The sequence below is a fragment of the Streptomyces albus subsp. albus genome (assembly GCF_000719865.1).
GTDB lineage: Bacteria > Actinomycetota > Actinomycetes > Streptomycetales > Streptomycetaceae > Streptomyces > Streptomyces albus_E.
This window is the reverse complement of the sequence record NZ_JOID01000004.1, coordinates 235,429-254,442: the sequence shown is the minus strand read 5'-3', so window position 1 is coordinate 254,442 and position 19,014 is coordinate 235,429. Positions and strand designations below refer to the sequence as shown.

General features: G+C 72.5%; 15 protein-coding genes and 2 pseudogenes. 14 read left to right on the top strand and 3 right to left on the bottom strand.

Translation table 11 applies throughout. From position 1 onward, the window contains the following. Positions 1-79 precede the first annotated feature (79 nt). From IF83_RS35535 to IF83_RS0105625, 3 genes and pseudogenes are all read left to right on the top strand, one after another. Positions 80-814: pseudogene (locus tag IF83_RS35535) on the top strand (DUF222 domain-containing protein); the annotation flags it as partial. Between the two features lie 61 nt (positions 815-875). Further along, entirely contained in the window at positions 876-1,205 is a 330-nt protein-coding gene (locus IF83_RS34555) for an HNH endonuclease signature motif containing protein (protein WP_030542907.1), read from the top strand. 1,296 nt (positions 1,206-2,501) lie between these two features. Further along, positions 2,502-3,569, top strand: coding sequence for a lytic polysaccharide monooxygenase auxiliary activity family 9 protein (locus IF83_RS0105625; RefSeq protein WP_030542906.1), 1,068 nt, complete (start codon positions 2,502-2,504; stop codon positions 3,567-3,569). A 150-nt stretch (positions 3,570-3,719) separates the two neighbouring features. Here the strand turns inward: IF83_RS0105625 and IF83_RS0105620 are convergent, their stop codons facing one another. Both IF83_RS0105620 and IF83_RS0105615 read right to left on the bottom strand, forming a co-directional pair. Further along, positions 3,720-4,268 (bottom strand): DUF4360 domain-containing protein, encoded by a 549-nt coding sequence (locus tag IF83_RS0105620; protein ID WP_347877091.1) that lies wholly within the window; start codon positions 4,266-4,268, stop codon positions 3,720-3,722. Positions 4,269-4,776: 508 nt separating this feature from the next. After that, complete coding sequence (locus IF83_RS0105615; RefSeq protein ID WP_030542904.1) at positions 4,777-5,121, bottom strand: hypothetical protein; 345 nt, start codon at positions 5,119-5,121, stop codon at positions 4,777-4,779. Positions 5,122-5,703: 582 nt separating this feature from the next. On the opposite strand from IF83_RS0105615, the gene IF83_RS0105610 reads away from it, so the two are divergent. From IF83_RS0105610 to IF83_RS0105590, 5 genes and pseudogenes are all read left to right on the top strand, one after another. Beyond that, the gene (locus IF83_RS0105610; protein ID WP_030542903.1) at positions 5,704-6,708 is read left to right on the top strand and encodes an ArsR family transcriptional regulator; all 1,005 of its coding nucleotides are present in this window, start codon (positions 5,704-5,706) and stop codon (positions 6,706-6,708) included. A gap of 369 nt (positions 6,709-7,077) precedes the next feature. Then, positions 7,078-7,728 (top strand): annotated as a pseudogene (locus IF83_RS0105605) (DedA family protein); the annotation flags it as partial. A 482-nt stretch (positions 7,729-8,210) separates the two neighbouring features. Beyond that, positions 8,211-9,656: a glyceraldehyde-3-phosphate dehydrogenase gene (locus IF83_RS0105600; protein WP_030542901.1), complete on the top strand. Its 1,446-nt coding sequence runs from the start codon at positions 8,211-8,213 to the stop codon at positions 9,654-9,656. Between the two features lie 168 nt (positions 9,657-9,824). Beyond that, positions 9,825-10,832, top strand: a complete 1,008-nt coding sequence (locus tag IF83_RS0105595; protein WP_030542900.1) for an NADP-dependent oxidoreductase — start codon at positions 9,825-9,827, stop codon at positions 10,830-10,832. Continuing rightward, positions 10,829-11,629: an SDR family oxidoreductase gene (locus tag IF83_RS0105590; protein ID WP_078843186.1), complete on the top strand. Its 801-nt coding sequence runs from the start codon at positions 10,829-10,831 to the stop codon at positions 11,627-11,629. Before IF83_RS0105595 ends, IF83_RS0105590 begins: the two co-directional genes overlap by 4 nt. A gap of 117 nt (positions 11,630-11,746) precedes the next feature. Here IF83_RS0105590 and IF83_RS0105585 read toward each other — a convergent pair whose 3' ends face one another. Then, the gene (locus IF83_RS0105585; RefSeq protein WP_244176865.1) at positions 11,747-13,147 is read right to left on the bottom strand and encodes a B12-binding domain-containing radical SAM protein; all 1,401 of its coding nucleotides are present in this window, start codon (positions 13,145-13,147) and stop codon (positions 11,747-11,749) included. Between the two features lie 1,340 nt (positions 13,148-14,487). Here IF83_RS0105585 and IF83_RS0105580 point away from each other — a divergent pair. The 6 genes from IF83_RS0105580 to IF83_RS0105550 all read left to right on the top strand — a co-directional run bounded on the left by IF83_RS0105580 (position 14,488) and on the right by IF83_RS0105550 (position 18,812). After that, entirely contained in the window at positions 14,488-15,294 is an 807-nt protein-coding gene (locus tag IF83_RS0105580) for a hypothetical protein (RefSeq protein ID WP_030542897.1), read from the top strand. Positions 15,295-15,895: 601 nt separating this feature from the next. Further along, a complete protein-coding gene (locus IF83_RS0105570; RefSeq protein ID WP_030542896.1) occupies positions 15,896-16,348 on the top strand; it encodes a YbhB/YbcL family Raf kinase inhibitor-like protein in 453 nt (150 codons plus the stop codon). A 308-nt stretch (positions 16,349-16,656) separates the two neighbouring features. Continuing rightward, positions 16,657-17,034, top strand: coding sequence for a DUF1330 domain-containing protein (locus IF83_RS0105565; RefSeq protein WP_030542895.1), 378 nt, complete (start codon positions 16,657-16,659; stop codon positions 17,032-17,034). Between the two features lie 319 nt (positions 17,035-17,353). Beyond that, entirely contained in the window at positions 17,354-18,232 is an 879-nt protein-coding gene (locus IF83_RS0105560; RefSeq protein ID WP_030542894.1) for a helix-turn-helix domain-containing protein, read from the top strand. Further along, positions 18,229-18,444 carry a DUF397 domain-containing protein gene (locus tag IF83_RS0105555; RefSeq protein WP_030542893.1) on the top strand — a complete coding sequence of 72 codons (216 nt, stop codon included), beginning with the start codon at positions 18,229-18,231 and terminating at the stop codon, positions 18,442-18,444. The genes IF83_RS0105560 and IF83_RS0105555 overlap by 4 nt, the downstream gene beginning before the upstream one ends. Before the next feature lie 173 nt (positions 18,445-18,617). Next, positions 18,618-18,812 (top strand): antitoxin, encoded by a 195-nt coding sequence (locus tag IF83_RS0105550; RefSeq protein WP_030542892.1) that lies wholly within the window; start codon positions 18,618-18,620, stop codon positions 18,810-18,812. The last annotated feature ends 202 nt before the right edge of the window (positions 18,813-19,014 follow it).

Below are 19,014 nucleotides of genomic sequence, written 5' to 3'. Positions count from 1 at the left end.
CCGTCCGTGACGGAGAATAGGGGGTAGGAACACCCGCTGCGGGGGCGGGAGTTCGAGGGGTGACCGGACGGGGGAGACCATGCAAGCCACGCTGCTCGAAGAGAGCGAGACCACGGCACCGGGTGGGAGCACGGAGGTGCCGGAACTACCGGTGACGGCGGATGAGTGGGCCGCGCACCTGGCCTCTGCGGTGCCGGGGCCGCAGACGGCGGCGATGCTCGGCCTGCTGGAACGTGAGGGGCTGTCCACGGCGGGGCGGATCGACGCGTTGAAAGCATGGGAGCGGCACATCGCGTGGATTCAGGCGCAGCAGGTGCGTTTGCTGGCCGATGTCGAGGCGGAGGTGGTGGAGGCGACGCCGAATCAGTTCGGGTTGGTGGACTATGACTGGACCTTTGCCTGTGAGGATGTCGCCTGCGCGTTGAAACTCTCCGGCACCACGGCCGCCGACCGCCTCGCGGTGGCCACCGCCCTGGAGAGCCGGTTCCCCACCACGGTCGGCCTGCTGGAGCGCGGGGAGATCTGCTACCTGCAGGCCAAGGCTCTCACCGAGACCACCAACACCCTCGACCCCGAAGCCGCGGGAAGGGTCGAAGCCATGGTGGTGGGAAAGATGCCCACCCAGTCGGTGGGACAGACCCGCCGCGCCCTGAACCGGGCGGTGTTGAAGGCTGACCCACTGGGTGCGGAGCGGCGGCACCGTCGGCGGCGGGAGGACCGCAGCATCTGGCACCGGGCGGTCGAGGACGGCATGGCGACCTGGACGGCGTTCCTCCCCACTCCGCAGGCGGCGGAGTTGGACGCCGCGATCGACGCCCACGCCGCCACCTACACCGACGACGACCGCACGCCTGATCACCCACCCCAAGACCGGGGTGCTCATCAAGACCGACCCCACCACCTACCGTCCCACCGCCGAGACCGAACGCCACGTCATCGCCCGCGACGGGACCTGCGTCTTCCCTTCCTGTCAGATGCCCGCCCACCGCTGCGACCTCGACCACATCCAGCCCTTCAACCACCAGGACCCAGAGACCGGCGGCAAGACCGAACCCGAGAACCTCATGCCCCTGTGCCGACGCCACCACCTCCTGAAACACCGCGCCGGATGGCAGGTGGAACGGGATGCCGACACCGGCGAAGTCAACTGGACGGCACCGACCGGCCACACCTACACCAACCCACCCCACACCCCCACCACCTAACCCCCGGCAGCAACAGCGGGCTCACCGGGCCAGCCCCTCCACCACCGCGCGGAGGGGCCCCCACCCATGCCCAGAACCCCGAAGTCCGGGGACACCGCAACCGTCAACGAGAGGCCACTTGTGACCAGTTCGGCTGCGAGCGCTCAGACACTGCGGGTGACGGTCAGCCTTCTCGACGGCCTTCGCGACACCCGGGGCCGGGGCGTGAGACCCCAATTCCTCCATCTGCGACGGCCACGTGCCGCGACGCCCCGTCGCCTCCACGCCCATAAAGGCCGCGACCCTCGCCCCGCCACCCGCGGCCCCCGAACCCCACTCCCAGCCTCAGCCTCAGCCTCAGCGGCAGTCGACCCACGGGCCAACCCCCGGCACGGATGCCGTAACCCCAGCCGCAGCGACACCCGCCGGCCCGCGACGCACCCGCCACCACCACCGCGCCGCCCACCCGGCGCCGTAACCCCAACCCACCCACCACAGACGGCTGACAAGCACCACCAGCGACCGGACCCGTATCCCCCACGACGGCGGACACGCACGGGCACGGCACGGGCACGGCACGGCACGGCACGGCACGGCACGGCACCGGCACGGCACGGGGCACGGGCGCGGAAACCATCGGGGACACGGGCCGTCCGCAGCAGATCACGCGCAGGCGGCTTCCGACCTCCGGGGGCGCGCCGCCGCTTCACGACCCGGCCGGCCGCCGATTGCGTGGATCAGCCGCCGGTCACCACGAAGGGACGGCTGAGAAGTGGCGGAGGGCGTTGAGCAGTAGCGTGGGCGGCCGAGGCACGACGGAGGGCGGCCGAGGCACGACGGAGGGCCGCACGGCCCCGAGGGCCCCTTCCCGGCAAGCCGCACCTCGCCGCCATCTTTTCGCCCGCGTTATGGGGGAGTTGCTGGAGCCTCGGATTCCGGAAGGCCGTTTACATCCGTCACAGGAACGCCCTACTCTCCCCTGGGAGCGCTCCCAAGATCCCGACAACCCCCCACCGACGCGACCTCAGGCGCCCCGCGAAAACTTCGAACCCGGGTCCGGAAAGGCCCGGGAAGAGGCGGCACCGTTCACCGGCGCCCCCATACCCGCAACCCCCATACCCGCCGCCACCTCGGACCCGCCGCCCCGTTCCGCCGCCCCACCCGGCGGAACGGCGCGCCCACCGGGCGATCGGCGGGCACGGGGAGACCGGACGGAACGCCGGCCCGCCAAGCCCCGGAGCCACCGGGGCCCGGCCCTGGCTCCGGGTCGCCCAACACCCCGTCGCGCCGGACCCTTTTCGTAAGGAGACCGACCCCATGGCCCCTCAGCGGCCCGCACAGAAGACCGCCCCGCTCCGCACCCGTCGCCTGTTGAGCGCTGCGGGCGCCGCCGCCCTCGCCGCCGGAGCGGTGGCCTGGCCCACCCCGGCCGCCGCGCACGGCGCGACGATGATGCCGGGCTCGCGCCAGTACCTCTGCTACGTCGACGGGATCGGCGGCAACGGCGCGATGAGCCCGACCAACCCGGCCTGCGCGGCCGCCCTGGCCCAGAGCGGCACCACACCGCTGTACAACTGGTTCGCCGTGCTCGACTCCAACGGGCAGGGCCGGACCGAGGGTTACATCCCGGACGGCGAGATCTGCACCGGTGGCAACAACGGCCCGTACGATTTCAGCGGTTACGAGGCGGCCCGCTCCGACTGGCCCACCACCCACCTCACCGCGGGCGAGACGATCCGCGTGAAGTACAACAACTGGGCCAAGCACCCGGGCGACTTCGACGTCTACATCACCAAGGACGGCTGGACGCCCGACACCCCGCTGGCGTGGAAGGACCTCGACCTCATCGACACGGCGACCAACCCGCCGTCCGACGGCGGCCCGGGCACCGACGAGGGCCACTACTACTGGGATCTCGACCTGCCGGAGGGCAAGACCGGCAAGCACATGATCTTCATCCACTGGGTCCGCTCGGACAGCCCGGAGAACTTCTACGCCTGCTCCGACGTCGAGTTCGACGGCGGCAACGGCGAGGTCACCGGGCTGGGCTCCGGCACGCTGTCCGCCGGGGAGGTCGCGGCGGCGGCCGAGGAGTTCGAGAACACCGAGGCCCAGCCGATCCACGACGGAGAGCACGGCGAGCAGGCCCGGAGCGGCGACGAGCACGGGCAGCGGGCCGAGCACGGGCAGCACGCCCAGCACGGCGCTCCGGCCGCCGCCCGGCGCTACGAGGCCGGCGAGACCCGGAAGGTGGCCTCGGCCGAGGAGCAGCCGGCCGCTTCCACCACCGCGGTGGCCACCGCCGCGGCCGGCGCGGCCCTGGCGGCCTTCGCCGGGGGCGCGGTGCTGTTGGGCCGGCGCCGCCGGTCCGCCGCCACGGACTGAGCGCCCGAGCCGCCGGAAGACGGGAAGAACGAGAGAACGAGAAGGCGGTGAGACGCGGAGACCGCCCGCCGGCCGGAGCCCTGACCGGCGGGCGGTCTCCCGTCCGTCCGGCACGCACCGCGCGCCGGGGGACATCCCGTCAGACGGGCTCTAGCACCGCTTCCACTTGAGCTTGTAGGTCGCGCCCGGGACCTTCGTCGACTCCATCGCCATGAGGTTGGCCGCGTTGTCGCCCGAGGTTCCGGCGTCCACCCGTAGTTCGGTGTTGATGTTGAGATGCCGCTTCGCACCGCAGGGAGCCCAGACCTGTTCGGCGGCCGGAGTGTTCTCCAGGATGCGCCACTCGCTGTCGTACGGCCCGTTGAAGGTGCGCGAGTTGACGGCGGTCTCGGAGGATCCCTGGAAGTAGTACTGCGACTGCTGGAGGCCGGTGGCCCCCTTCTCCAGGTGGGTGTAACCGCGGTGCTCCGCACCGGTGATGGTGTACGTCCAGCCCGACGGGACCTTCACGTCCAGGACGAGCTGGCAGTTCTTGCGGTGGTCGGCGGCGTTCGCGCCGGCACCCGTCCGGGCGAGGTACTCGCTGTAGCTCACGTTCACGGACGAGTTGTCCGGTGATACGGCGACGGCGGCCGTACCCGCGGGGCAACCCGAGCCGTTGACGGTCACGACACCGACCTGCGCCTGCTCGGCCGGCACAACCGCTTCCGCCGGCGCGCTCTGGCCCGCCAGCACAGAGGCGAATAACGCCGCGGCCGCGCCGCCGGCGGCAAGAACACCAGACATGGTTCTCCAATCGATGCGTACGGGGGTCCGGCGCCCCACCCCGGCGCCGCCCCGCTGATATCGGATGTGCCGGGCCTCGGTTCACCGGGCTCCCGGCCGGTCACTGCCGGCGCGTGCGGCGCTCCCGGCGATGCCGTACGCGCGTCCGCCGCGCCCGCGAAGTCCGGTCGAGGCGGTCAGCCTCGGTATGAGGGAGAAGCTGGTGTCCGCGCGGGCGGGCGAAGGAGGGCGGCCGGCTCGGGGCTCGGGCGTGGGGTGTCGCACGCTCCGGTTCCGGCCGACCGGGGTGGGAGCGCTCCCATGCTAAGGGCGCGGACCCCGTCGGGGAAGAGACGCGACAGCCCGGCTTCACCGCGGTGGTGCCGCCCCCGCCGTGCGGCGGTCCGGTGGGACTCGCCCGCCCGCCACACCCTGCCGGCTCTCAACCGGCCTCGCACGAGCAGAGGTTGACCCCCAGCACCTCGTCGCCACCGAAGCCGTGGCCGGGGAAGGTCACGGTGTCGCCGGGGGCGGCGCTCCGGCAGGGCGGGGTGGCGCCGTCGCGGTAGCTGACGGTGAGCCGCTGGGAGGTGTCGCAGTGGTTGGTGACGAAGGTGTAGCGCCGGCTCGCCTCGTACTGGACGCAGGCGGGAGCCGGCACGGACACCGGCCCATCCGGCTCGCCGGCGGTGACGCCGTACGCGGCGCCGGGCTGCGCGAGCCCCGCGGCAACGATGAGCAGCACCGGAACCGAGGCCCGGGCGATCGAGCGCGACAGGGTGAACATGAGGACCCTCCTCCAAGCGTGCCGAATGGAACGAGCCCGAGCGTAGGAGTGACGCATGGAGTCTGAAAGAAATTTCGCCACTTGCGCAAGGCCGATCGCGCTTCCCGGGCCACCGCGCGACGAACGGGCAGGGCTTCTTGCCGTGCAGGTCATGGCGGTCCGAACAGCCACAAGGGCTTGCGTGCGGCACCGCGCGACCACCGCACGCCGTGCCACGACCGGCCCGATTGGAGCCGCGCAGGGCCAGGCGATAAGCCGCCGAAAGACGCTTTTAGCGACAACTCGTCCCGGCAACAGGCAAGTTGACCTGAAACTGTTTTCAGTCTCTTGCGCAAGAACAGGCCGTGCCGCTTCAAGCTGCTGACCGCAGGTGGATGCCCTGACCGGGGCGGTGATGCGGGCGGCCCGTCACCGGGATCAGGGCGCCCGGCAGGCAGCGACGGACACGCAAACGGAGGCGCGACCCTTCGCGTCCCGGGCGGAACCCGACAGGCCCGCCATGTCCGTTGAGCCCCTGTTTATTGCGTATTGATCTGCGCGACCTACGATCTCCCAGCCGGCCATGCCGAACGGGGAGACGACATGCTCCGCATTCATTTCAGCGATACGGATCTGGCGAGAACCAGGATCGCCGCCGCGCCTGATCCGCTCTGGGAAGTCGCCGCGAGTCTGCACCGGTTGCAGTCGCGCAGCGGACGGTGGGCCTACGCGGGGTGGTACCGCATGGCCAGGCAGCAGACGCGGGAGAGGGGGCTGGGGCGTGTCCTGCGGAGCGTCTTCCAGCCCTTGTATCCAAGGGCCGCCTATTTTCCGGACTTTCTGACGCCCGCTGACGCGGTGGGTGATCTGGGCGCCGGACTGGAGGCAATTCTGGCCACGCCTCCGCGGCGGGTCCTGCAAGAAGTGACCATCCTCGACCGCACCGTCGGAGCGCCCGCGTGGGCCGGGCAGCTGGCCCGGCTGGAGGTGCGCAAGGAGTTCGTGGGGATGCTGCGGACGTACCACGACGCGGTGATCGCCCCGTACGAGGAACGGGCACAGGCCCGGATCGAGGCGGAGCGAGCGGCGCGCGCCCGCGGGCTTCTGGACGGCGGGGTCGAGGGCATGCTCTCGGGACTCGGGCCGATGCTGCGCTGGCGCCCTCCGGTCCTGGAGGCCGCCTATCCCAGGCAGGTCGAGGACCGGGACCTGTATCTGAACGGACGTGGGCTCACGCTCGTCCCTTCGTACTTCAACTGGGGTGAGCCGGTCGCCTACGCCGACCCGGAGATGCCGCCCGTGCTCTGGTACTCGCTCCTCCACGAGCCGAGCCCTCCGGATGCCCCGCAGGGCGTCGACGCCCCCGGGAAGTCCTTGGTCACCCTGCTCGGGCGCGCCCGGGCGGTCGCCCTGCGCGCCGCGTCGGCCGGTGCCACGACCTGCGAGATCGCCCGTGCCGCCGGAGTCTCGGCGTCCTCCGCCAGCAGACACGCCACCGTGCTGCGTGACGCGGGCCTCATCACCACCATCCGGAACGGCCCGACCGTGCTGCACACCCTCACCCCGGCGGGGGCGTCCTTGCTGCGCGCCGCGGGCCCGGTGGAGTGACCGGGGACCGGACCTCCGCCGAGTGATCCGCGGGAGAGCTCCGGTTCTCGCCGTCGGCACGCACAGGGCGGGCCCGGGTGGGGGTGGGGGTGGTGTTCCGGTGGCCAGCGGTTTCGGAAACCCCGGACGGGCAAGAAGTCGCCCCATGGGCCATCGACCAGCCCATACCGGACAGGTCGCCGGCCGGCCCGCGCGGGCCGACGGACCGCGTGGCCGGCGGACCCCCGGCGCACGACCGCACCCGGGCGCCCCCTCCATGGGGCGCCGGTCCGCGCCGGGGCCCGGCGAGGGGGGCCTCGCCGCGGGAGACCTCAAGTCGAGGGGACGGGCCCGAGCCGCCGCGGCCGGGCCGATGACGGGAGACCACGTATGCACGGCATGACCGCCTCGGCCCAGGCGCAGCAGTCCCCCGGCGGCCTCGCGGGCTGGGCCACGGATCTCGTCGAGACGATGGGCGGGCCGGGGGCCGGTCTGGCGATCGCCCTGGAGAACCTCTTCCCACCGCTGCCCAGCGAGGTCGTGCTGCCCCTCACCGGCTTCGCGGCCGGGCGGGGCGTGCTCGGGCTGCCCTCGGCGATCTTCTGGACGACGTTCGGTTCGGTGGCGGGCGCGGTGCTTCTGTACTGGGCCGGGACGTGGCTCGGCCGTGAGCGTCTGCACAGGCTGTGGGTGCGGGTTCCGCTGCTGAAGCCCGCGGATCTCGAGCGCACGGAGGCGTGGTTCGCCCGGCACGGCACGAAGGCGGTCTTCCTGGGCCGGATGGTGCCGGTCTTCCGCAGCCTGGTCTCCGTACCGGCCGGTGTCGAGCGCATGCCCTTCCGGACGTTCGTCCTGCTGACCGCCCTGGGCAGCCTGCTGTGGAACTCGGCCCTGATCATGGCGGGTTACTGGCTCGGGGACCGCTGGCATGTGGTGGAGACGTATGTCGGCCTCTCCTCCAAGATCGTGCTGGGCGCCGCGGTGGTGGCTCTCGTGGTCCACCTCGTCGTGCGTCACCGGAGGCGGGGCCGGAACGGGCGGCAGGACGGCGACGGCAGCGGCGGCGATGGCGATGCGTCCGCCGGTGAGTCCGCCGACGGCGACGGTGCGCCTGCCGGCGGCGACCGGGACGGCGACGAGGCCCTCGGCGGCGGCCGGGACCGGGACCGGGACCCGTCCCCGGACGGGGATCACGCCACCGCGCGCCCCGAGTAGGAGCGGGCGGACCGGCCGTACCGCCCTCCCCTCCGCCCTCCCCTCCCCCTCCCCCCCGGCGCTCTCCCGGGACCCGCCGTCGCGGAGGACCGCGGCGCCGAGCTCCGCACCTGCCATCGCGAAGGGCGCCGGTACAACTCCCGGCCGCCCCGGGCCTCTTCACCCCGAGCGGCGCTCCCTCCCCTCCTCTCCCCCGCCCCGCCCCGCAGTGGCCCCGCTCACACCCCGTCCGACCAGGCATACCGCCCGCAGGGTCGAACGAGCAGCCGGTTAGCATATGAGCACCGCCTAGCTCGAAAGATGGACCAGTGACTGCGACCGTGGACTCGTTCACCAACTGGAAAAACCGCGAAGAGATCGCGGAATCGATGATCCCGATGATCGGGAAGTTGCACCGGGAGCGGGACGTCACGGTCCTGCTGCACAGCCGCTCCCTGGTGAACAAGTCGGTGGTGAGCATCCTCAAGACCCACCGCTTCGCCCGCCAGATCGCCGGCGCGGAACTCTCGGTCACCGAGACGATGCCGTTCCTGCGGACGCTGACCACGCTCGACCTCGGCCCGTCCCAGATCGACATCGGCATGCTCGCCGCCACGTACAAGGCGGACGACCGCGGCCTGTCGGTGGAGGAGTTCACCGCCCAGGCCGTCGCCGGGGCCGCGGGCGCGAACAAGATCGAGCGCCGCGAGCCCCGCGATGTCGTCCTCTACGGGTTCGGCCGCATCGGCCGCCTCGTCGCCCGTCTGCTCATCGAGAAGGCCGGTTCCGGCAACGGGCTGCGGCTGCGCGCCATCGTCGTCCGCAACGGCGGCGGCCAGGACCTCGTCAAGCGCGCCTCGCTGCTGCGCCGCGACTCCATCCACGGCCAGTTCCAGGGCACGATCACCGTCGACGAGGCGAACAGCACGATCGTCGCCAACGGCAACGAGATCAAGGTCATCTACTCCGACGACCCGACGGCGATCGACTACACGGCGTACGGCATCAAGGACGCCATCCTCATCGACAACACCGGCCGCTGGCGCGACCGCGAGGGCCTGTCGAAGCACCTGCGCCCCGGTATCGACAAGGTCGTCCTGACGGCCCCCGGCAAGGGCGACGTGCCCAACATCGTCCACGGCGTCAACCACGACACGATCAAGCCGGACGAGCAGATCCTGTCCTGCGCCTCCTGCACCACCAACGCGATCGTCCCGCCGCTGAAGGCGATGGCGGACGAGTACGGCGTGCTGCGCGGCCACGTGGAGACGGTCCACTCGTTCACCAACGACCAGAATCTGCTGGACAATTACCACAAGTCGGACCGCCGCGGCCGCTCGGCGCCGCTCAACATGGTGATCACCGAGACCGGTGCCGCCTCCGCCGTCGCCAAGGCGCTGCCGGACCTCCAGGCGAAGATCACCGGCAGCTCGATCCGCGTCCCGGTGCCGGACGTCTCGATCGCGATCCTGAATCTGCAGCTCGCCCGCGAGACCACCCGCCAGGAGGTCCTCGACCACCTGCGCGAGGTGTCGCTGACCTCGCCGCTCAAGCGCCAGATCGACTTCACGAGCGCCCCCGACGCGGTCTCGAACGACTTCATCGGCTCGCGCCACGCCTCGATCGTCGACGCCGGCGCCACCAAGGTCGAGGGCGACAACGCCATCCTCTACCTCTGGTACGACAACGAGTTCGGCTACTCCTGCCAGGTCGTCCGCGTCGTCCAGTACGTCTCCGGGGTGGAGTACCCGACCTACCCGGCCCCGGCGGCCTGAGCCGCGCGGGCGGCGCGCCCGCCGCTCCCCTCCCCTCCCTCCACCCTCGCCCCCGTCCGCCGTCCCGGCGGGCGGGGGCGTCGGCATACCGTGTGGCGCACGGCACACACCGCATCGTACGTACCGGTCGGTATGGTGCTGGTTGCGCGGCACTCAACAGGAGGCTTCATGTCAGCGACCAACCGCCAGATCCGCCTGGCAGCCCGTCCCGTCGGCGAGGTCAAGCCCGGGGACTGGGAGCACGCCACGGCGCCCGTCGAGGAGCCCGGGGAGGGCCAGTTCGCCGGGCGGACCCGCTTCATCTCGCTGGACCCCGCGATGCGCGGCTGGCTGGACGACCGGCCCTCCTATCTGCCGCCCGTCGGCCTCGGCGAGGTGATGCGGGCGGGCTCGGTGATCGAGGTGACCGCCTCGAACCACCCCGGCTACCAGCCCGGCGACCACGTCGTCGGCACCTTCGGCGTCCAGGAGCACGTCGTCTCCGACGGCAAGGGCGCCCTGAAGATCGACACCGCTCTCGCGCCGGCCTCGACCTACCTGGGCGCGCTGGGCATGCCCGGCATGACCGCCTACTTCGGCCTGCTGGACGTCGGCGCCCTCAAGGAGGGCGAGACCGTCGTGGTCTCCGGCGCGGCGGGCGCGGTCGGCTCCATCGTGGGCCAGATCGCCAAGGTGAAGGGCTGCCGGGTCGTCGGCATCGCGGGCGGCGCGGAGAAGTGCGCCCTGCTGACCGACGAGCTCGGGTTCGACGCGGCGATCGACTACCGCGCCGGGGACGTGAAGCGGGCCCTGCGCGAGCAGACGCCGGACGGCATCGACGTCTACTTCGACAACGTCGGCGGCGAGATCCTCGACGCGGCGCTCACCCGGCTGGCGATGCACGCGCGCGTGGTGATCTGCGGCGCCATCAGCCAGTACAACAACGAGACGGCGGTGAGCGGCCCCTCGAACTACCTCACGCTGCTCGTGCGCCGGGCGCGCATGGAGGGCTTCGTCGTCTTCGACTACGCCAAGCGCTACGCGGAGGCCGCGCGGGACATCGCCGGCTGGATCGGCGAGGGCCGGCTGAAGGTGAAGGAGCACGTGGTCAAGGGCACCGTGGACGACTTCCCGGAGACGCTGCAGATGCTGTTCCGCGGGGAGAACGTCGGCAAGCTCGTGCTGGAGCTGGCGTGACGGCCGCGGGGGCCGGGGGCGGCCGGGCGGAGGGGCGGCCGGGGAAGCCGCTGAGCGGCAAGGTCGCCATCGTCACCGGAGGCGCGTCCGGCCTGGGCCGCGCCACCGCGCTGACGCTGGCGGAGGCGGGCGCCGAGGTGGTCGTCGCCGACCTGGACGCGGCGGGCGGCGAGGAGGTGGCCCGGCTCGTCGGCGGCCACTTCCGCAGCTGCGACGTCTCGGACCTGGACGCCAACCGCGCCCTGGTGGACTTCGCCGTGGAGCGCTGCGGCGGTGTCGACATCGCCTTCCTGAACGCGGGTGTGGCGACGGGCTGCGGCATCGGTGACGACTTCGACCCGGTCCGGTACCGGCGGGCGATGGGCGCCAACCTCGACGGCGTCGTCTACGGCGCGCACGCGGTGCTGCCGGCGCTGCGGGCCCGCGGCGGCGGGTCGATCGTGGCGACCGCCTCCCTGGCGGGTCTGACGGCGGTGCCGTTCGACCCGCTGTACGCGGCCAACAAGCACGCCGTGGTGGGCCTGGCGCGTTCGCTGGGCCCGGCCCTGGCGCCGGAGGGCGTCCGCTTCAACGCCATCTGCCCGGGCTTCGCGGAGTCGCGGATCATCGACCCGATCCGCGACATGCTCTCCTCGCAGCAGCTGCCGATCATCCCGGCGCAGGTCGTGGCCGACACGGTGCTGCGCATCCTCACCGGCGACGCCACCGGGGAGTGCTGGTTCATCCAGCCCGGCCGCGAACCGGAGCCGTTCCGCTTCCGGAACGTGCCGGGTCCGGGAGAGGCCGCCGGCGGCTGAGCCGGCGCCGGCCGACCCGGCTGGTCCGGCCGGTCCGGCCGGTCCGGGCCGTGCCCGGCGCACCGCCGTGGTGCGGTGCGCCGGGTGCGGGCGCCGCCTCCGTCTCGGTGGCGACCTCTACGGCGTCGTTTCGGGCGTCCTCGCCCCGCGCGTGCGGGCGACCGGGCCCTGGAAGGCGGCGAGGGTGTGTTCCAGCAGGGGGAGGGCGCGGACCACGCGGCGGGAGCGGATCAGCGCATCCCAGACGGGCTCGAACTTCTTCCAGCCGCCCGCGTAGGCGAGATGCCGGAGCCGCTCGTGGCCGCCGGGCTGGGCGGCCGCGCCCCGCCAGATGTTCGGCCAGCGGTAGAAGTCGCGGTAGGCCCGCCAGTAGCCGTCCTCCAGCTGCCGGGCCGTCATATTGCGGGGCCGGTACACGACGTGGCGGGTGTCGTAGAGGTCCCAGTCGCGGTGGACGATCCGGTCCTCGGCCTCCAGTTGCTTCCACAGCCCGGTCGACGGGTACGGCGTCATGATGTGGAACGTGGCCGTCTCGATGCCCTGCCCGACGGCCCACTCCACCGTCCGGTCGAAGACGTCGGGCCCGTCCTGGTCGAGCCCGAAGACGAAGCTGGCGTTGACCATGACGCCCGCGCCGTGCAGGCGGCGGACGGCCTCGTCGTAGTCGCGGCCGATGTTCTGGTCCTTCCTCCGCTCCGCCAGGTTCGCCCCGTTGACGGTCTCGAAGCCGACGAACAGGCTGCGCAGGCCCGCGCCGGCGGCCTTCTCCAGCAGCCCCGGATCCAGCACCGACGTGACCGTCCCGGCCGCCTGCCACACCCGGTTCATGCCGGCCATGCCGTCGAAGAGGGCCTCCGCGAAGCGCCGGTTGCCGAAGAGGTGGTCGTCGAGGAAGTAGAGATGCCGGCCGGGCAGCCGCTCGATCTCGGCGAGGGCGTCGTCCACGGCCTGGGTGTAGAAGGACTTCCCGCCCTCGAAGAAGGCGTCCTTGTAGCAGAAGTCGCAGTGGTGCGGGCAACCACGCGACACGACCAGGGAGTTGGGTACGAGGTAGAGGTGCCGCTTGATGAGGTCCCGGCGGACGGGCGGCAGACCGGCGAGGGTCCGGCGGGCGGAGTCGTAGCGCCGCGCCGGGACGCCGTCGCGGAAGTCCTGGAGGAACTGCGGCCAGGTGTCCTCGCCCGGGCCGGTGAAGACGGTGTCGGCGTGCGCGGCGGCCTCGTCGGGGAGCGACGTCACGTGCAGACCGCCCATGGCGACGTGGACGCCGCGGGCCCGGAAGTGGTCGGCTATCTCGTAGCTGCGTCTCGCGGAGGTGATGTACGGCTGGAGGACGAGCAGGTCGGGGGTGTCGAGCGCGTCGAGGCGGATGCGCTCCACGTGTTCGTCGTACAGCGTCACCTCGTCGTCCGGGCCGAGGTATCCGGCGAGGGTCGCCAGCCCGAGCGGCGGGAAGAGCGAGTACTTCACGGGCCGGAAGAGCGGGCTGGTCGCTTCGGTCAGAGCCGGGAGGATCATCGTCACGCGCATGACTGCTCGGACCGCGCGGGGCGGCGGGCCGGTTCCCGGGGCTCCGTTCCCACCCGCGCCGGAACCGCGGCCCGGCCCCGGACGACCTCGGTGAGGCGCGGGCCGTGATGCTCGGCGCCGCGTACCGGCGCTGCGGGCCCGCGCCGTCGGTTCCCGGGCGCTCGCTCCGCCGGGGGACGGGCGCTCGCTCCGCCGCTTCCCGGGCGCGGGGACTCCACTCGGCCGGGGTGCGTTAAGGGACGGTGATGTCACGCTTGGCCTGGTCTTTCCAGCCTCCCCGCCCCTTGAAAGGGCTCACCGCCCCGTTCAGGGTGGATCAAGGACGGTGGTGGCCGCCCGGGGAGGTCCGGCGCCGCCGCCGTCCGCGCGGCGTGAGCGCATCACGCGCGGTGCCGTTTCCGGGACGAGCGGCGCCACCCCTGGTTCCCCGCGCGGGTCCGGCTTGGGACAAGACCCGCGCGGGGTTCCGGCCCCGGCACCGTTTGGCCGCTGCTTCGTTCCGCCGCAGGAGACCCCTTTCACATGGCGCGGTCCTGCGGGCGCTGCTCGCCCCGGCGGGACGACCGGGCCGGATGCCGGGCAGGTTAAGGGACGTTTATCCACCGCTTGGCCGCGCCTTCCCGGCATCCGCAGACGTTGATCCGGCCCCCGGTTCCGTACACGGTGGATCGCGGATCGGCGGCGGACCGGCTTCCCCGGAGCCCGGGCAGCCGGCGGTCCCCCCGCAGTCGGCCGGCCCGCCGGCACGGGAGGACCGGACTCGCCGCCGTCCACGCGGCACGAGCGGTTTCGCGGCCTTTCCCCTTCCTTCCTGGGGCCGCGCACGGCCCCGGTCCCGGAGGACTCCGTCATGGGACGGCGGACTCCACCGGGCCCCGCTGCCGGAATCCGGCGGCGGGGGCGGGCCGTGCCCGCTCGCCCGCACCTGCGGTCCGGGAGACGCTCCGCGCGCCGTCTCCCGGGCCGCCGACGAGAGGGGCCCGTATCCCCCGGCTCGCAGGCGGCAACCCGTGCCGTCCCGTCCCCCGCGAGCCGGAGTGCCGCACGGGCATCGGGCCCCGGAGGCGCGCGCGGTGGGCACCGGCTTCCACGAAAACGCGCGGCGATTGAGTGTGCGCGGCCTTCCGTGCGTACTTGCCCGGTGAGTGACGCGTCGGCCGGTGCACACCGTCCCGGCACCCGGTCGGTGCGGCGCTCCGGGAGAATCCGAAGGACGGGCCCCGCATCCCCCCCGGGGAGCGAGGGCCGGCGCGCGGGCAGCGCAGGCCGCTGCCGACCGGAAGGCGGCTCCCACCTCCAGTTCTCTTTGTCACACCAGAGAGGTGAGCATGTCGCGAGCGAGGAAGACACACAGGAAGCACCGAGTCATCGGGATCGGCCTGGTGGGAGCGGGGCTGATCGCGGGCGGTCTGGCCACGGCGGGCGCGTTCGCCGGCGAGAGCGGATCCGCCGCGGGCGGGGCGTCGGCGCAGACCATCTCGTGCCCGTCGGCGGACGGGAAACTGCCGGAGATCCCCGCCGGGGCCCAGGACGAGGTCGAACGGAATCTGGCCCAGCTCGACAAGCAACTCGCGGAGGCCAACGACCGGCTGGCGCGCTCCCGGGGCGAGGGCGGACCCAACTTCGTCCAGAACGCCATCCTCGGCCCGCTGGAGGACAAGCGCACCGCGGCGCTGAACCGGATCGAGACGGCCATCGGGCGCCTCGCGGAGAAGCCCGAAGGGCTGGAGGCGCTGGCCACGTGCGCCCTCGGCGGGCAGGCGGCCGCCGGTGAGGCGGCGCCTCCGGCGGAGGGAGCCGGCGGCGACGGCGAGGAGCAGGGCGCGGCGGCGGGCGCGCCCACCGTCGACTGCGCCGATGTCGCCTCACAGCTCGGAGCCGTGCCGGCGGAGGCGCAGGCCCGGATCGACAGGGAACTGGCGCAACTGCGGAACCAGATCGACGAGGCCAACGGGCGGCTGGCGCGCTCCCAGGGCGAGGGCGGGCCCAACTTCGTGCAGAACGCCATCCTCGGCCCGCTGGAAGGCAAGCGCCGTGCCGTCATCGACCGCATCGGCCAGGCCGTCGAACGGGGAGGAGGACAGCCGCCCGCGGGGCTCGGCGGCCTGGCCTCCTGCGGCCTGAACGAGCAGTGAGCGGGCAGTGATCCGGCAGTGATCGCCCGGCGCCGGGCCGAGGCCCCTCATCGGCCCGGCCCGGCGCCTTCCCTTCCCAACCGTGTGCCCTGCCCGGCACCTCTCCGGGCGCCCGTCCTCCCGGAATCCGCCCGCTCCACCGGGTGGCGGGGGCGAGGAGGGGCCGGACCGCGGGCCGGCTCGGCTCCAGGCGGTGACGGGCCGGCTCGGCTCCAGGCGGTGACGGGGGACGCTCCCGCCGGCCCGGCCCGGAGGGCTCCGGCCGCCCGGGCCGGCGCACGTCCGGCCGGCCGGTCAGCCCTTGCCCTGGCCGGCCTTCTTCTCCAGCCGCCGCCGCTGGCGCGGAGTGAGCTCCTTGCGTCCGCTCTGCCGCAGGTACGCCGCCTCGCGCTCCTCGTTCTTCTTCATGATCACGCCCTCTCACCCCGTCCTGCCGGATCCGTACCGGCCGGTGCCGCGTCCGGGCCGCGAGGGCCCGGCCGTGACGAGCCGGCTCGTTGCCAGTCTGTTCCGGCCCCGCTCGGGCCGCATCCGGGACGGACGGCGGACAAATGCCGCACGTCCGTGCGCATCCGGCGCGCATGCGGGTACCCGGCGCGGCATGACTGGTATCGACCTGCGCAGCACCGCGTTCAGCAGCGAGTCCTTCCTCCCGCGCACGTACGCAAGAGACGGCGACAACCTCTCGCCGCCGCTGAGCTGGTCGGGCGTACCGGCGGAAGCGGCGGAACTCCTGCTGCTGTGCGAGGACCCGGACGCGCCGAGGGGCACCTTCCTCCACTGGCTGGTCACCGGCATCGACCCGGCGTCCGACGGCGTGGAGGCCGGGCGGACTCCCCCGGGCGGCACACCCCTGACGAACGGCTTCGGGGAACGGGGCTGGGGAGGCCCGCAGCCCCCGCCCGGCGACCGGGCGCACCGCTACTTCTTCCGCCTCTACGCCCTTCCGGAGCCGGTCTCCCTCCGCGACGGCGCGACGGCCGGCGAGGTGCACGCCGCGGTGGACGACCGGCAGCTCGCGAGCGGCACGCTGTACGGGCTCTATCAGCGCTGAGCCCGGGGGGACGCGGCCGCAGCGCCGGCAAGGGAGCCGCGAGCGGGCTTGGCGCACGGTCATGGCCACCGCATTGCGCACCCGCCCTGGCGCACCGGACCCCCTTGGCTCGGCATGAACACCACACACACACCCTCAAAACCGACCGGGCGGTATGCAAGACGGGTGTGATCCGCCTAGGCTGCTGGGCGCGCCGTGGCTTGGCGGGAGCGGATGGTCCTCCGCCCGCCGCGCGGCGGGGCCGTGCGGGGCGCGGGAAACCGCCCTCGACGGAGCGGGAACACAGGAGCACGGGAAGGGGAAGCAGGATGGCAGTCGATCCCTCGGGAGCCGACCTCGCGCGGATGGTGGCGGAGGACCCGGGCGGCCCCGTCGTCATGCTCAACCTGCTCCGGTTCACGGAGGACGGCCGCTCCTCGTACGCCGAATACGCCCGGCGGACGCAGGTCTTCCTGGAACGCTACGGAGCCGAGCTGCTCTACGCCGGTGACGGCACCACGCCGCTGGTCGCGGAGGAGGGACAGGCGTGGGACGCGGTCCTGCTGGTCCGCTACCCCAGCCGTGAGGTCTTCAGCCGCATGGTCGCCGACCCCGAATACCAGCAGGTCACCGCCTTGCGCAGCCAGTCCTTGACGGAAGCCGTGCTCCAGCCGACCATCCCGTGGACGAGCCGCCGGGACGGCTGACCGGCTGACCGGCTGACCGGCCCGGAGACTCGGGCTTGCCCTCCGCCGATCCCTCCAGCCCCGGCCCCGGCCCCGGCCCCGGCCCGGCGTGTGCTCGTGACCGCCGAGCGGAGCATGCGGCCCGGCGACCGCACGGCGTGATCAGCCACAACGCAACCCGGTGACCACCGTCAATGGCCGTTTGTACGCGCGATGCCGATACGGGTACGCGACAAGCGGCGTGACGACGCCCCGGCGTCCGCGTTGAGCCAGGGAGGCGGGACAGGCAACTGTCGCGACTGGCGCGAGTGGCGTGCGGACAGGGAGGCGGGGAACTGCGATGGCGGTCGATGAAGCGTCGGTGAGTTTCGGAGACGACGGGGACAACGACGAGGGCACGGCCGCGCGGCCGGCGGACAGGTCCGGCCAGGGCGTGATCAACGCGTTCGGGCGGAGCATGAAGATGCTGCGGCTGCGGAGCGGCATGGAACGCGCCGAGTTCGGACAGCAGTTGGGGTACACGGCCTCCACCGTGGCGTCCTTCGAGCAGGGCCGGAGGATTCCGTCGCCCCGGACGATCGACCGGGCGGACGAGGTGCTGGAGGCGGGCGGGCTCCTGTCCGTGTGGAAGGAACAGATGGAGCGGGCGCAGTTCCCGGTGTTCTTCCAGGGGATGGCGGCGCTGGAGAAGAAGTGCGTCGAACTGCTCATGTACGACACGCACGTCGTCAACGGGCTTCTCCAGACCGAGGAGTACATGAGGGCGCTGCTCGCCATGCGGCGCCCGACTCTGGACCAGGAGACCATCGATCAGCGGGTGACCGCGCGGCTGGCCCGGCAGGCCATCTTCGACCGCCGGCCGGCGCCACTCCTGAGCTTCGTCATGGACGAGGCCGTGCTGCGGCACCGCTACGGCGGCAAGGAGGTGCTCCGGGGACAGCTGGAACACCTTCTGCTGATCGGTCAGCAGCGCAACGTCGAGATCCAGGTCATGCCGCTCGACTGCGAGGACAACGCGGGGGTGAACGGGCCCTTCACCGTGGCCACGCGAAAGGACGGCAAGAAGTTCGTGTACTCCGAGGCCCACGCCACCAGCACGCTGGAGACCGACCCGGAACAGACGGTCCTCGCCGCCGCCCGCTATGGGATTATCCGATCCCAGGCTCTCACTCCCCGAGAGTCGCTGGAACTCATCGAAGGGTTGCTGGGATCGCTATGAACAACGCTGAGTGCTCGGCCACCGCATCCGACCTCACCTGGTTCAAGAGCAGCTACAGCGGAACCGAGGGTGGCCAGTGCGTCGAGGTCGCCGCCGGTGCGGGAGTTATGCACGTCCGGGACTCCAAGGACGTGGCCGGGCCGGTCATCCGCGTATCGCGTGAGGCATGGACGGGGTTCGTCGGGATGGCCTCGTCGCAGCGGGGCGCCTGACGATCACGCCGCGTACACGAGAGCCCCGCCGTCCCTTGCGGACCGGCGGGGCTCTCCCCGTCCGGGGACTTGTGCCGCCTGCCTCCCCCTGCCGAAACGCGGAGGTGAGGTGCGGGCTGCGGCGGGTACCCGAGGGCTTGGCACGACGTACGCGAGACCCCGGGAGGTGTCCCATGGGGAAGTTGGGCGACATGGCGAAGAAGGCCAAGCAGGCTGCGAAGGGCCACCCGGACCAGGCCGACAAGGGCGTCGAGAGGTCCGAGCGCATGATCGATGAGCGGACGGGCGACAAGTACGACGCCCAGACCGACAAGGCCGCCGACGCGGCCCGCCGCTCCTACGGAGGCGACGAGCCGAAGGAGCGGTAGCCCCGACGCCAGAGCCCCGGTTCCCCGGTGTCACGCACCGGGGAACCGGGGGGCCGGCATGCGGGCCGGGGCTACCCGGGTTACCCCAGGATGTTCGTCGTTGGAGTCGAACCGGTGCTCATCGGCGGGAAGTTCGGGAAACCACTCCGTTTCCGCCTGTCCCGTGAGGATGCTCAGGACGAAGTCTCCGCAGAAGTGCTGT

What these genes read in the sequence shown, in the direction of transcription:
- IF83_RS0105625 (WP_030542906.1), top strand. Translation starts at nt 2,502, where the DNA reads ATGGCCCCTCAGCGGCCCGCACAGAAGACCGCCCCGCTCCGCACCCGT.
- IF83_RS0105615 (WP_030542904.1), bottom strand. Translation starts at nt 5,121, where the DNA reads ATGTTCACCCTGTCGCGCTCGATCGCCCGGGCCTCGGTTCCGGTGCTG.
- IF83_RS0105610 (WP_030542903.1), top strand. Translation starts at nt 5,704, where the DNA reads ATGCTCCGCATTCATTTCAGCGATACGGATCTGGCGAGAACCAGGATC.
- IF83_RS0105595 (WP_030542900.1), top strand. Translation starts at nt 9,825, where the DNA reads ATGTCAGCGACCAACCGCCAGATCCGCCTGGCAGCCCGTCCCGTCGGC.
- IF83_RS0105585 (WP_244176865.1), bottom strand. Translation starts at nt 13,147, where the DNA reads ATGATCCTCCCGGCTCTGACCGAAGCGACCAGCCCGCTCTTCCGGCCC.
- IF83_RS0105580 (WP_030542897.1), top strand. Translation starts at nt 14,488, where the DNA reads ATGTCGCGAGCGAGGAAGACACACAGGAAGCACCGAGTCATCGGGATC.
- IF83_RS0105570 (WP_030542896.1), top strand. Translation starts at nt 15,896, where the DNA reads ATGACTGGTATCGACCTGCGCAGCACCGCGTTCAGCAGCGAGTCCTTC.
- IF83_RS0105565 (WP_030542895.1), top strand. Translation starts at nt 16,657, where the DNA reads ATGGCAGTCGATCCCTCGGGAGCCGACCTCGCGCGGATGGTGGCGGAG.
- IF83_RS0105560 (WP_030542894.1), top strand. Translation starts at nt 17,354, where the DNA reads ATGGCGGTCGATGAAGCGTCGGTGAGTTTCGGAGACGACGGGGACAAC.
- IF83_RS0105555 (WP_030542893.1), top strand. Translation starts at nt 18,229, where the DNA reads ATGAACAACGCTGAGTGCTCGGCCACCGCATCCGACCTCACCTGGTTC.
- IF83_RS0105550 (WP_030542892.1), top strand. Translation starts at nt 18,618, where the DNA reads ATGGGGAAGTTGGGCGACATGGCGAAGAAGGCCAAGCAGGCTGCGAAG.